Genomic DNA, 13086 nt, shown 5'->3' with positions numbered 1-13086 from the left:
CTGGAGGCCGGCCTCCAGCAGCGTACGGCCGAAGGTCCAGGTGGCTCCCGCGCCGTCGAGGGAGACCTCGGGCGGGAAGTCGACATGGACGGCGAGCGGGTCGGCGGCGGTGTAGCGGAAGGTGGCGGGGACGGGAAGCTCCCGCTGCTCCGCGGTGATCAGGCGGCCGTGGCTTGGCTGCTCGACGGTGACGTCCATGGTCGTTCTCCCCCGGATGGTTGGCTGGCCGCTCGGCCGGATCGCGGTTCTTGTCTTTACGACCCCGTAGGGGGCCTTCGCATTACGCGAAGACGGTAACAATTTGATGTGACCTGCATCACTGAATAGGCGATGTGGTCATTCATAGAACAAAGAGGCGTCGAACGCATGAACGGACACGGCCCGAAGGCCTCGTCGCTCCGCCAAGGCACGTACTCCGTCTACGACTTGCCCCTTCGGACCACGTACGTCAATCACCCCACCCCACCGCACCATGAAGACGCTGACATATGCCGGAAGCACCACCGGATCGGGTGTTGCCGAATCCCTTACACGGAGTCGCGGGCTGTGCAACAGTCGTAACGGTCCTTCCGTCAGCCTTGGTCGTACCGTTCCCGCATCGGAGTGCGTCATGCCGTCCCCTCGCTCTGCGGACCGCCCCGCCGCGCAGCCGCCCGGACGCGGTTCGGTCGACGCGCTGATATCGCAGGCGCGACGGCTCAAGGGCGAGGTGGACGCCGTACGGCGCGACGCACCGGGCGACGGGTCCCAGCCCGAGGAACGCTGGCAACGCGCTCTGTACGATCTGGCGCTCCATCAACTCAACGACCTGGACGCACACTTGGCACAGTTGCGGGACGGCCCGCAGGCGCCGCCCGCGCCCTGGACGGCACCCGCGCCGCCGCCCGCACCCGCCGCGCCGTGCACCGGCTCCCTGCTCAGCCGGGTCGGCAGCGCCGAGTGGAACCTGCTGACCGACGAGGCCAGCTGGTCGGGCGAGCTCTTCGCGATCCTCGGCCGGGACCCGGCCGCTCCCCCGCTCACCCTCGACGAGCTGCCCTCCCTGGTGCTCGACGAGGACCGCGCGCTGCTGACCGCCATGGTCACCGACTGCCTGGTCGACGCCCGGCCCATCGACGGCGAGTTCCGCATCAGGCGCCCGGACGGCGGGCTGCGCACCGTGCACATGATGGGCGAGCCCGTCCTCGACGCCGACGGCGGCACCGTCTCCATGTGGGCGGTTCTGCGCGACGTCAGCGAACTGCGGCGCACCCAGCGGGCGGTGACCGAGTCCCAGGACTCGCTGCGGCACCACCAGCACCGGGCCCAGACCGAGCACCGGCTCGCGGTCGAACTCCAGGAGGCCGTACTGCCCCCGTGGCGCGGCGCCCTGCGCCTGCCGCACCAGGGACCGCGCGCGCTCGACCTGGCCGCCCACTACCTGCCCGCCTCGACGAGCACACTGATCGGCGGCGACTGGTACGACGCGCTCGAACTGTCCGACGGGGAGACCCTGCTGAGCGTCGGGGACCTCACCGGACACGGCCCCACCGTCACCTCCGGCATGGCGATGCTCCTCGGCGCCCTGCGCGGCATGGCGATGGCCGGCACCGCACCCGCCCAACTGATGGCACTGCTGAACCAGTTGATCGACGCCACCGTCCAGCCGGCCCTCGGCAGCGCGGTCTGCTGCCGATACCGCCCGGACACCCGCACCCTGGTGTGGGCGCAGGCCGGACACCCCGCCCCGCTGCTGTACCGCGACGGGACGGGGCGCAGGCTCGACTGCCCGGACGGCGTGCTGCTCGGCGCCACCTCGGGCGCCGTCTACGGGCAGGCCGAAGTGACGCTCCAGGTGGGCGACCTGCTCCTGCTGCACACCGACGGACTGGTCCCCGGGCGCAGCCGGGACACAGCCGTGGACCGGCTCCTCGACCTGGCCCCGCGCTTCGGCGAGGCACGCACCGCGCAGGACTGCGTACGGATGGTCGTGGAGGAGTTCGGCGGGGCCGAGCGGCAGGACGACGCGTGTGTGCTCCTGGCCCGCGTGGCCTCGTGACCGGCCGGCTGTCACCGGTCGTGGTCGTACAGCTGTCTTCGGCTGTGGCCGTACAGCTGTCGTCGTCGGTCGTGGTCGCATAGTCGTCGTCGGTCGGGCCCGCGGTCGGCACCGGTCGAGCCGGTGGGCCGGGCGTGCTCTGCCGTCGCCTCCGTACGGCTCACGACAGCGGCCGCACGCAGCCCTCAGGCTCGCGCGCTGCCACTGCGCTTCACCGTCTTCGGCAGCGCCAGCCGGATCTCCTCACGCAGTTCGCTGATCCTCGGATAGCCGGCGTACTCCGCGGTGAGCCGGTACATCTGGCGCAGCCGGTCCCAGGTGCGGTGCGAGGAGTTCGAGCCCATCGACACCAGCGCGAGCCGGGCGTAGCGGTCGGCCTGTTCGGGGTCGTCCGCGATGAAGCAGGCGGAGGCCATCGACAGGAAGTCGAAGATCTTCGACCGCTGCCGTCCGTCGACCCGCAGGGCCAGGGCCTTCTCCGCGTAGTGCTGGGCGTGCACGGCCGCTGCCGGGTCGTGCTCGGCCAGCGTGCGGTAGGCCAGGGCCTGCATGCCGTACAGGTCCTCCTCCTTGAAGGTCTGCATCCAGTCCGGTGCCTCGCGGTCCGCCCGGTCGGAGACGAAGAGGTCCTCCGCCTGCCCGAGGGTGCGGCGCATCGCCTGCCCCTTGCCCATCGACGCCTGCGCCCAGGCCTCCACGGTGTCGAGCATCGCCCGGGTGCGCGGCAGCACCTCGTCGCCCACACCGGACTTGGCGAGGCCCATCAGGTCCAACGCGTCGCCGGGCCGCCCCAGATGGACCATCTGGCGGGCCGCCCTGGACAGCGCCTCCCCGGCGCGCGGCCGGTCCCCGCCCTCACGGGCGGCATGGGCGGCGATGAGGAAGTACTTCTGGGCCGTGGGCTCCAGACCGACGTCGTGCGACATCCAGCCCGCGAGGACGGCGAGGTTGGCGGCGACGCCCCACAGGCGTCGCTGGAGATGCGGAGGATGGTGGTAGGCGAGCATGCCTCCCACCTCGTTGAGCTGGCCCACCACGGCCTTGCGTTGCAGGCCGCCGCCGCGGGCCGCGTCCCAGGCCCGGAACACCTCGACGGAACGCTCCAGTTCCTCGACCTCCTGCGCCCCGACGGGCGCGGCCTCGTAGCGGTCGAACCCGGCGGGATCGACGTGCAGGGGCTGGTCGTAGCGGGGAGCGTCGGCGGAAAGGGTCGGATCGGTGTGCAGCCAGTCGTGCATGGCGCTGCTGAGGGCGGATCCGGCGGCGAGCGCGGCACCCGCGCCCACCAAGCCGCGTCGGTTGAGCATGAGGTCCATTCCCGTGAATTCGGTGAGGACCGCGGCAGTCCGCTCGGGCGCCCACGGCACACCGTCGGGATGTTCCTCACTCCCGGCGCCCTGCCGCTTCCCCGCACGCCCGTGCCGGACCAGACCTAGGTCCTCTATGGTCACGACACGGCCGAGTCGCTCGGTGAACAGGGCTGCCAGTACCCGCGGCACCGGATCGCGCGGGATCTCTCCCATGTCGATCCACCGCCGCACCCGTGAGGTGTCGGTCGACAGTTGGGGGTGGCCCATGGCCGCCGCCTGCCGGTTGACCAGCCTCGCGAGTTCGCCCTTGGACCAGCCGGCCAGGCCGAACAGGTCCGATAGACGGGTGTTGGGTTCTCCGCTCACGTCAAGCCCCCAGGTTCTCGGCTGAGTTGAATGTAGCCCGGTGAGAGTTGCCGGGCGACTATTCGCCAGGCTTCGCCAGGGTGCGCCAGATGGTGTGCCAGGGGGCGACGGGTGTCAGGTAGGAACGCGCCACCCCGACCCGGTCGCCGAGGGACACTCCCCAGGGTGCACCCGGGCGGCCGGGCCGGGCAGCGCACTGACGTCGCAGGCACACGAAGGGATCTGTTTCGCCCATGTACGCAGCATCGTCCTCCGTGTCCGCCCCGCCCCGGCTCCTGCACCCCCGCCCGGGCGGCAGCGGCCCCTACCTCGACCCCGCGCGGTCGACCGCGACCCCCGTCATCGGTGCGGGCCGGCCGCGGCGGGCCCCGGGCGTCGGTACGCAACCGCTCAGCGGGAGACTCGACTTGTCCGGTCCGCAGGGCGCCCAGCTGCGCGCGGCGATCGCGTCGGTGCACCGGATCTGCCCGGAGTTCAGCCCGGTGCAGGTGCTGCGCCGAAGCGGCCGCTCGGTCCTCCTCGTCGGTACGACGGGACGCAGCACGGCCGTCGCCAAGTGCTTACTCGACCACTCGCCCGTATGGGCCGAGCGGTACCGCCACGAAATAGCTGCGTACCGCACGTTCGTCCGGCAGCGCCCCCCGGTGCGGGTGCCGAGACTGATCGCGGCGGACCCGGACAACTGCACCCTGGTGATCGAGCGGATGCCCGGCCGGGTGGCGGCCCTCCAGCGGCACCCCGCCGAGGCTCCGCCCCGTACCGACATCCGGGCGGCCCTCGGCGCGATCTGCCGGCTCAACGCCTGGCGTCCGTCGGCGGGGACCTTCGACGCACCGCTGGACTACGCGGCCCGTATCTCCCGCGACCACGAGCTGGGGCTGCTCACCGACCGGGACATGGGCGACCTCCAGAAGCTGCTGCACGGCATCGCGCTCTCCGCGGGCCGGCAGGGCATGGGCCAGTTCTGCCACGGCGACGCCCTGCTCTCGAACATCCTGCTCTCACCGGCCGGTCCAGTGCTGGTGGACTGGGAGCACGCGGGCTGGTACCTCCCGGGATACGACCTGGCGACGCTGTGGTCGGTGCTCGGGGACGCACCGGCGGCCCGTCGGCAGATCAGCCAGATCGCCCAGTCGGCGGGACCGGCGTCACGGGACGCGTTCCTGGTGAACCTGATGCTCGTCCTGACCCGCGAGATCCGTACCTACGAGACCGCCGTGCAGCGTTCGCTGAACGAGGCGGCCCCGGCCGCACCGAACGCGGCCGCACCGAGTGCCGTGCCGAACGGCGAGGAGCAGCGGCTGCTGCTGCGACGGCTGCACGACGACTGCCAGCTGGCCCGCAAGGCCGTTCGCGCGGCGGTCGGCACCCGCTGACAGCGATGACGGTCCGCGGCGCGTGTCCCACCGACGACACACACCGCGGACCTAGTCCCACCGACGGCCGTCCCGCACGGCCATTGGTGTACTCCACTGACGCCCCGCAGGCCCGCGAGCCGTCGCCACGAAACTCGCCGTCCCCCTGCTGACATGGGAAATCGCCTCCTTCTGCGCATGATTGACGGATCGTCGGAGAGCCGGTACCACTGACACGCCCGGCCCCGCACGTCTCATCGCGCCCGATCGCCCCAGGAGGCTGCCTTGCCCGGAAACGCCACCGCCCCCGACCGAACCACCGGGCGCAGACACGCCCGCGCAGCCGCGGGCACCGTGGCCTGCGCGGCCCTGCTGCTGCCCCTGCTCGGCGCCGCTCCGTCCGCCGGCGCCACGGACCCGACGGACCGCCTCCAGCGGGCGTTCGCCGACGCGGCCGCCACCTACCACGTACCGCAGAGCGTCCTGCTCGGCGTCTCCTACCTCCAGTCCCGCTGGGACACGCACGACGGAGCGCCGAGCGTCACCGGCGGCTACGGCCCGATGCACCTCACCGACGCCCGCACCGCGCTCGCGCAGGCCTCGCACCACAGCGACGGCACGGAGGACGCGCGCGGCGACAGCGCCCGTCCCGCCAAGATCCCCACCACCGGGGTCCGCACCACCGAGGTGCCGCGCGACGCCCAGCTCCCCGACCGCCTCAAGACGCTGCCGAAGGCCGCCGAGCTGACCGGCCTGAGCGCCGAGGCCCTGCGCACCGACCCCGCCGCCAACGTGGCGGGCGGGGCCGCGCTGCTCGCCGCCGCCCAGCGGGGCCTGGGCGAGCCGCTGAGCGCCGATCCGGCCGACTGGTACGGCGCGGTCGCCCGGTTCTCCGGCGCGGACGACACCGCCACGGCGGCGGCCTACGCGAACGACGTGTACGACGTGCTGCACACCGGCGAGGAGCGCACCACCGACGCCGGCCAGCGGGTCGCCCTGGCCGCGCAGCCGGACCTCGCGCCCGACACCGGGCAGCTGGCCAGCACGGGCCTGCGCACGGTCTCCGCCGCCGGCACGGAGTGCCCGAAGACGGTCTCCTGCGAGTGGATCCCGGCGCCGTACGCGGAGTTCGGCGACAACGACTACGGCAACCACGACGTGGGCGACCGCCCGGCGTCGCAGAGCATCAGGTACATCGTCATCCACGACACCGAGGGCGCCTGGGACGGGACCATCAGCCTCGTCCAGGACCCGACCTATGTGTCGTGGAACTACACGCTGCGCTCCACCGACGGCCACGTCGCCCAGCACGTCAAGGCGAAGGACGTGGCCTGGCACGCGGGCAACTGGTACATCAACGCCAAGTCGATCGGCCTGGAGCACGAGGGCTTCCTCGCCGCGCCGGACACCTGGTACACGGAGGCCATGTACCGCTCGTCGGCCCGCCTGGTGAAGTACCTGGCCACGAAGTACGGCATCCCGCTGGACCGGCAGCACATCCTCGGTCACGACACCGTGCCCGGCCCGACCACGTCGACCATCCCCGGCATGCACACCGACCCCGGGCCCTACTGGGACTGGCGCCACTACTTCGAGCTCCTCGACCACCCCTTCAAGCGCTCCGCGAAGAAGGACGGCGGCCTGGTGACGATCCTCCCCCGCTACACGGCCAACCAGCCGGTGTTCACGGGCTGTGTGACCAAGGGCGTGCCCTGCGACGCCCATGGCTCCAGTGCGGTGCGGCTGTACTCCGACCACGACACTAATTCCGCGCTGATCAAGGACATCGGTCTGGGGACGGCACCGACCGACAACGTGAACGACCTGTCCTCGCGGGCGTCGACCGGCCAGCGGTACGCGGTCGCCGACCACTGGGGCGACTGGACGGCGATCTGGTTCCTGGGCCAGAAGGCCTGGTTCCAGAACCCGAAGAAGCAGCCGACCGCCGTGGACGCGTCCGGGCTCGTGATCACGCCGAAGGCGGGCCTCGACAGCATCCCCGTCTACGGGCGTGCCTACCCGGAGAAGGAGGCGTACCCGGCGGGGGTCCCGGCCCAGGCGGTGTCACCGTTGCCGTACCGGATCCCGGCGGGCCAGCGGTACGCGGCCGGCGAGAAGGTGCCGGGCGAGTACTTCTACTCGGTCACCTTCGCCACCGACTCGCACAAGGTGGTCGTCGGCAAGGACCAGTACTACGAGATCCAGTACGGCCACCGGGTGGAGTTCGTGCGCGCCGCGGACGTCGACGCCGTGCCGTCGTCCCACTGACGGACGCCGGGGCCCGACCGGTGCCGGCGTGACCGGTGCCGGTCGGCCCTGCCGGGTCAGCCCTGCTGGAAAAGCTCCGCCGGGAGCGGCTTCAGCAGGGCGTACAGGTCGTCGGTGATGGGGCGGTCCCAGGCCGCGATGGTCACCAGGACGTTGTCGCTGCGGTCGAACTGCACACAGGAGATGCGGCCCTCGGACAGCTTCAGCCGACGCACGATCAGCAGGTTGTCGCCCTGCATCACGGGCATGTCCTCGGTGCCGACGACGGTGACCTCCTCGTCGTTCTCCAGCGCCAGCAGGAGCTGGGCCACCTCGAAGGGGATCTCGCCCTCGGCGACCTCGCGGGCCGGGGAGCCCTCGGGCAGATTGCCGATGATCATCGCGGGGCCGCGACCGCCGAAGAGGTCGTAGCGCAGGAAGACGCCCTGGCAGCTGCCGTCGGGGGCGGGCAGCAGGCCCGCGCCCAGATTGCCGGGCCAGTCGCCCGGGTCCATGGCCAGGACGTCGAAGTCGGGCCCGGCGGGAGTGGCGCTGCGGCGGCGGAGGAACGACATGTCGCCATGGTACGTGCCCGCGCGTGTTCGGCGACGTGTGGGCGGGCCGTTGTCCATGGCGGCGCCGCGGTCCGCTGGGGTGCGCGGGGCGCGGCGCAGGCCGCGGCGGCCGCGCCGACGGGGTCGGCCGGCCCCGCGGTCGGCGGGGCCCGCGGATCTCCGGCCGCCGTGATCCGTTCGGGTGCCGGCCGGGGTCAGTCCGGAAGGTGGTCGGCCAGGGCCGTCGGCAGTCCCGTACGGTCCGTGCCGATCTTGCGGCAGACCGCCGAGAGCAGACGTACGACGGTCGGCTCGTCGGTGTCCAGTTCGGCGGCGATCTCGGTGTCGCTGCGGCCCCGGGCCGCCAGCCCGGCCGCGGTGCGTTCACGCGCGGTGAGCGTGTCGGTCTCGTCGGTGTGCAGTCGGCGCGGGCGCAGCCCGGCGGCGGCCAGTCCGTCGCGGGCGGTCCGGACGAGTCCGTCGGCGCCGCACTGCGCCGCGGTCTCCAGGCCCCGGTAGAGGTGGTCGGCGGCCTCCTCGGCGCGGCCGGCGCGGTGCAGTTCGGTGCCCAGGGAGACCAGTGCGCAGGCGAGCTCGTAGGCGGCCGGGGAGCGCTCCAGGTGGGAGACCGACTCCTCCAGGTACTTGATGCGGACGGAGCCCGAGGAGACCTCGGCGGCGGCACGCAGTGCCTGGCCGATCGTGGAGGGGGCGCCGAACTGGCGGGCGCGGGCGAGCGCTTCGTACGCGATGGCCACGGCGCGTTCGGGGTCGTCGTGGGCCACGGCGCGGGCGAGATGCAGCTGCCAGGGGCACCAGGCCGGGTTGCGGATGCCGCGCGGGTCGAGGCGGCGGCCCGCGGCGGACAGCTCGGCCGCCGCCTCCTCGGTCAGCCCGCGGGCGAGCAGCAGCTCGCCGTACACGGTCTGGGCGTCGGGGAAGACGACGGCCGCCGGGAAGGGCGCGGAGAAGCAGTGGAGGTCGGCGACCTGCGTGGCCTCGGCGACCCGGCCGCGGGCGATCAGCACCTCGATGAGGGTGCCGACCGCGTACCAGTGGGCGGGGGTACCGGGACCGACGCGTTCGGCCAGCCGCAGCCCGGCACGGACGAAGTCCTCGGCCTCGGCGAGCCGGCCGCGCCGGTGGCGTACGTAGCCGAGGATCGTGTAGGCGAAGGAGAGATGGGCGCCGCGCCAGCCCTGTCGTTCGAAATCGGCGATGCCCGCGGCGAAGAGCTCCTCGGTGCGGCCCGGACGGTCGGCGTACATGTAGGCGAGGGCGACCAGGACGGGCACCTCGAAGCCGCGGTCGGGTTCGGCCCAGCCGAGGCCGCCGGCGAGGGCGCGCTCGGCGTGGTGGAAGGCGACCTGGGCGGGCTCGCCGCGCTGGATGGCGTCCCAGGTGCGCAGGCCGATGATGTACCGCTCGGTGAGGTCACGGCCCTTGAGCCGGTCGGCGAGCCGGGCGAGACGGCGGGAGCGGGCGGGGTGGTCGGGTTCGTCGGCGCGGAAGGCGTTCCACATGAACTCCTCGGAGGCCATGCGCAGTCTGACCCGGGCGTCGTCGGTGACGCGGATCGCGCCGGCCAGGGTGTCGCAGGCCTCGGCGAGCCGGTCGCTGTGGGCGAGGACCTGGGAGAGGCGGTAGACGATGTGGTGGCGCAGTTCGGGGTCGGCGATGGGCTCTTCGAGGGCGGCGCGCAGGTGGTTGACGGTGGTCGCCGGTTCGGTGAGCAGGGAGGCGCAGCCCAGCTCGTACAGGATGGCGGCCCGGTCGCCGGCGGCAGGGGGTTCGCGCAGGGCGCGGGCCAGGTAGCTGCGGGCGGCGTCGGGGGCGCCGGCCCTGAGGGTCTCGCCGGCGGCGGCGCGCAGCTGCTGGACGACCCAGGGGTCGCCTTCGGGGTGGGTCTCCAGGAGGTGGCGGGCGGCGGCCGCGGGGCCGAGCCCGGCGTCGACGACGCACCAGGCGGCCTGGCCGTGCAGGGCGACCCGGAAACCGGCGGAGATGTTGCGGTAGACGGAGGTGGCGATGAGGGGGTGGACGAACTCCAGGGTGCTCTCGCCGGTCAGGACGCGCGCCTCGCGCAGGGCGTCGGCGGCGTCGGCGGCCTCCTCGTGGCCGAGCCCGGCGACGGCGGCGGCGAGGTCCAGGGGGATCTCGGTGCCGAGCACGGCGCACGCCCAGGCGAAGCGGACGGTGGAGCTGCCGAGCCGTTCGATGCGGGAGATCAGGCCGCTGCCCTTGGCGGCGGCCGCGAGGTCGCGCAGCAGATGGGCGCCGTCCTCGGTCGGGTTGAGCCCACGGTCGCGCACCTTGGCGGTCAGCTCGACGGTCTCGAACGGGTTCCCAGCGGTGACGGCCCAGCACTCGTGGCAGAACGCGTCGTCGGCGTGGCCGCCTACCGCCTCGCGGACCAGGCCCGCGACGGCGGCGGCGCTCAGCGGCTCCAGGTCGAGCGGGCGTCCGCCCGCCCGTCCGGGCAGGCGGCGGAACGACTCTGCATGCTCGGGGAGTTCGTCGGGCCGGTAGGCGACGACGACCAGCAGCGGGAGTTCCTCGGCGCGCGGGGCGAACGCGGCCAGCCAGCCCAGGGATTCGGGGTCGGCCCAGTGCGCGTCGTCGAGCAGGAGGACCATCGGGGCGCGCTGGACGGCGAGATGGGTGAGCACCCAGTCGAGTCCGTCGCGCAGGCCCTGGAGGTCGGGCGGGGCGCCTTCGGTGGGGGCGCAGATGCCGAGCGCGGGTCCGACGATGTCGTACCAACTGCCCAGCGAGGAGCGCAGTTCGGTCTCCGACGTGCCCGCGAACTGCGGTTGGAGCAGTTGCCGGGCGACGTGGAAGGCGACGCGCTGTTCCTGGTCCCCGCCCCGGGCGGAGAGCACGGTGCAGCCGCGGGCGACGGCCCGGCGGCGGACCTCGGCGAGGAGGGTGGTCTTGCCGATGCCCGCGTGCCCGGCGAAGGCGAGCAGCGCGCCGCGCGGCCGGTCGGACGGTTCGGCACCGTCCGCGCGCAGACCGGTCAGCTCGCCCAACGCCTGGTCGACGGCGGCGAGTTCGCTCTCGCGCTCGTAGATCGTCCTGCTGCCGCGTGCGAAGTACTGCCCCATGGTTGCACCCCCTGTCACGATGATCCACCCGCGCGGGGAGCGGGCGCACACCGTGACCTACAGGCAGCTCAGCGTACGCCTTGCGGGGCGGGTACGACCCGCCCTTGAGCTTTACCCGTGGAAGTCTTCGCGGCGTCCTTCCGGTGTCGCGCGGGGCGGTGTACGGGGGCGGCCCGGCCGCCTCGTCCGAGCCCTCGGCCCGAGCCCGTGGCGGACCCGGCGCGACGGCCGTCGGGGAGAGTGCCGGGGCAGGCCGCGGGCAGCGTACGGGCGAGGTCGGGCGATGCCCCGAGCGGGGCCGACGGCCGGCCCGGCCTCCGCACGCGGCAGGCCCGGACACGACACCGGACCGGCACTCGTGCGGCGCGGGGCCGGGCATTCCACCGGCACTCGTACGGCGCGGGCCAGGACCCCGGACCGGCACTCGTGCGGCGCGGGCCCGCGCATTCCACCGGCACTCGTACGGCGCGGGCCAGGACCCCGGACCGGCACCCGTACAGCGCGGGGCCGGGCGTCCGACCGGCACTCGTACGGCGCGGGCCAGGACCCCGGACCGGCACCCGTACAGCGCGGGGCCGGACGCCGGGACGGCACCCGTACGGGGCAGGGCGAACGTCAGCCCGACACCCGTACGGGGCAAGGCCGAACGGACGTGTGCGGCACGGGCCGAACGGGACCGGCCGCAAGACCCACCGCAAGGCCGGTCTCCGGACGGGTCTCCGGGCCGGTCCCGTTCGCCGGACCCGTTCGCCGGACCCGTTCACCGGACCCGTTCACCGGACCCGTTCACCGGTCCCGTTCGCCGGACCCTCGGGGGCGGTCCGCGTCACTCCTCCGCGGGCGCGGGCGGCACCACCGCGATGGGGCACGCCGCGTGCAGCAGGACGGCGTGGGTGACGGAGCCCAGCAGGTGGCCGGGCTTGAGGAGACGGCGGCGGTGGCGGCCCACGACCAGGAGTTCGGCGTCCTTGGAGGCCGCGACGAGGTGCCCCGCCGCGTCGCCGGGCGGCACGTACGTCTCGGCCGCGACATCGGGATGCCGTTCGCGGTGCGGGGCGAGGAAGCCCTCCGCGAGGGTGCGCGTCTCGCTCTCCACGGCCCCCTGTTCGACCACCGGCGGGAGGATCTCGCCGGGCGTCCCCCAGATCTGGATCGGCCATGTGTAGGCGGCGACCAGCTGGAGCCGGGCCGAGCGCAGCGCCGCCTCGGCGAAGGCGAAGGCGAGGGTGGCGTCGTCGGGGGCGTCCACGTTCAGGCCGACGACCACGCGGGGCCCGGGTGCGGCGGGCGGCGCGTCGTCGACCTGGCGGTCGGGCCGGGGCACCACGACGACCGGGCAGGCCGCGTCCCGGGCGGCGGCCAGCCCGTTGGAGCCGAGCAGCAGGCTGGCGAAGCCGCCGCGGCCCCGGGAGCCGAGCACCAGGAGCTGGGCGGCCGAGCCCAGTTCGGGCAGTGTGGCGCCGGTGGCGCCGTCGACGGCGACGTACTCCGTCTCCGGCAGGTCGGCGCGCCCAGCCAGGAGCTCCCGGACCTGGCTCAGAACGGGGTCCTCCGCCGTGGGCGGGGCGGCCACCGGGACGGCGGCCGGCACCCAGGCGGCGAACTCCCGCACATGGACCACCTTCAGCAGTGCCGCTCGCCTGCGGGCCGTGTCGAGGGCCCACTCCAGGGCGCGCATGCTGTCGTCCGAGCCGTCGACCGCCGCGATGACCGGCAGGGCGCTCATGGTTCCTCACCTCCGGAATACGACCTTCCCGTTCCTGGGGTCAGCCTGGCTCAGGCATCGGCCCCAGGACGGCGTACCAGGTCGCGTGTCCGGAAAAACGGGTGCGACACGCCCGGATCGGCCCGCGGTTCAGGTGAGGTCGAACTCCCCTTCCCGCGCGCCGGAGACGAACGCGCCCCACTCCGCCGGTGTGAAGATCAGGGAAGGGCTCTCCGGGCGGCCGCTGTTGCGCATGGCGATGAATCCCTCGACAAAAGCGATCTGAACATCCCCTCGGCCTCGGCTGCTGGACTGCCACTCGGCGTTGCTGAGGTCCAGCTCCGGCTTGTCCCAGCCCGCGAGCGGCTGCATCTGGATGGTGCTCTCGGCCACGTCCGTGCTCC

The 13086-nt window shown here is 73.4% G+C and carries 9 protein-coding genes; 3 read left to right on the top strand and 6 right to left on the bottom strand.

The features are described 5' to 3' along the window. Positions 1–198: SsgA family sporulation/cell division regulator (locus ABT085_RS14085; RefSeq protein WP_351606128.1), on the bottom strand; the 198-nt coding region annotated here is incomplete at its 3' end. A 412-nt stretch (positions 199–610) separates the two neighbouring features. On the opposite strand from ABT085_RS14085, the gene ABT085_RS14080 reads away from it, so the two are divergent. Continuing rightward, on the top strand, positions 611–2038 hold the full coding sequence (locus ABT085_RS14080) for a PP2C family protein-serine/threonine phosphatase (RefSeq protein ID WP_351606126.1): 1428 nt from the start codon (positions 611–613) through the stop codon (positions 2036–2038). 185 nt (positions 2039–2223) lie between these two features. Here the strand turns inward: ABT085_RS14080 and ABT085_RS14075 are convergent, their stop codons facing one another. Next, positions 2224–3714, bottom strand: coding sequence for a DNA-binding protein NsdB (locus ABT085_RS14075; RefSeq protein WP_351606124.1), 1491 nt, complete (start codon positions 3712–3714; stop codon positions 2224–2226). 233 nt (positions 3715–3947) lie between these two features. Between ABT085_RS14075 and ABT085_RS14070 the strand changes: the two genes are divergently transcribed. Together ABT085_RS14070 and ABT085_RS14065 are read left to right on the top strand one after the other, a co-directional pair. Beyond that, the gene (locus ABT085_RS14070; protein WP_351606121.1) at positions 3948–5090 is read left to right on the top strand and encodes an aminoglycoside phosphotransferase family protein; all 1143 of its coding nucleotides are present in this window, start codon (positions 3948–3950) and stop codon (positions 5088–5090) included. 264 nt (positions 5091–5354) lie between these two features. Beyond that, on the top strand, positions 5355–7337 hold the full coding sequence (locus ABT085_RS14065; RefSeq protein WP_351606118.1) for an N-acetylmuramoyl-L-alanine amidase: 1983 nt from the start codon (positions 5355–5357) through the stop codon (positions 7335–7337). Between the two features lie 56 nt (positions 7338–7393). Here the strand turns inward: ABT085_RS14065 and ABT085_RS14060 are convergent, their stop codons facing one another. The 4 genes from ABT085_RS14060 to ABT085_RS14045 all read right to left on the bottom strand — a co-directional run bounded on the left by ABT085_RS14060 (position 7394) and on the right by ABT085_RS14045 (position 13075). Next, complete coding sequence (locus ABT085_RS14060; protein ID WP_351606116.1) at positions 7394–7891, bottom strand: hypothetical protein; 498 nt, start codon at positions 7889–7891, stop codon at positions 7394–7396. Between the two features lie 194 nt (positions 7892–8085). Continuing rightward, positions 8086–10977 carry an ATP-binding protein gene (locus tag ABT085_RS14055; protein ID WP_351606113.1) on the bottom strand — a complete coding sequence of 964 codons (2892 nt, stop codon included), beginning with the start codon at positions 10975–10977 and terminating at the stop codon, positions 8086–8088. 826 nt (positions 10978–11803) lie between these two features. Continuing rightward, the gene (locus ABT085_RS14050) at positions 11804–12703 is read right to left on the bottom strand and encodes a universal stress protein (protein ID WP_351606111.1); all 900 of its coding nucleotides are present in this window, start codon (positions 12701–12703) and stop codon (positions 11804–11806) included. A gap of 129 nt (positions 12704–12832) precedes the next feature. Next, a complete protein-coding gene (locus tag ABT085_RS14045; RefSeq protein ID WP_351606108.1) occupies positions 12833–13075 on the bottom strand; it encodes a DUF397 domain-containing protein in 243 nt (80 codons plus the stop codon). Positions 13076–13086: the final 11 nt, after the last annotated feature.

The sequence above is a fragment of the Streptomyces sp. NPDC002265 genome (assembly GCF_040296125.1).
Taxonomy (GTDB): domain Bacteria; phylum Actinomycetota; class Actinomycetes; order Streptomycetales; family Streptomycetaceae; genus Streptomyces.
Note: the sequence above shows the minus strand (reverse complement) of the source record. Positions and strands in the feature narration are given on the sequence as shown.

Bases quoted from the DNA above. Each gene is read 5' to 3' on its own strand.
- ABT085_RS14080 (WP_351606126.1), top strand. From the start codon at position 611: ATGCCGTCCCCTCGCTCTGCGGACCGCCCCGCCGCGCAGCCGCCCGGA.
- ABT085_RS14060 (WP_351606116.1), bottom strand. From the start codon at position 7,891: ATGTCGTTCCTCCGCCGCCGCAGCGCCACTCCCGCCGGGCCCGACTTC.
- ABT085_RS14050 (WP_351606111.1), bottom strand. From the start codon at position 12,703: ATGAGCGCCCTGCCGGTCATCGCGGCGGTCGACGGCTCGGACGACAGC.
- ABT085_RS14070 (WP_351606121.1), top strand. From the start codon at position 3,948: ATGTACGCAGCATCGTCCTCCGTGTCCGCCCCGCCCCGGCTCCTGCAC.
- ABT085_RS14055 (WP_351606113.1), bottom strand. From the start codon at position 10,977: ATGGGGCAGTACTTCGCACGCGGCAGCAGGACGATCTACGAGCGCGAG.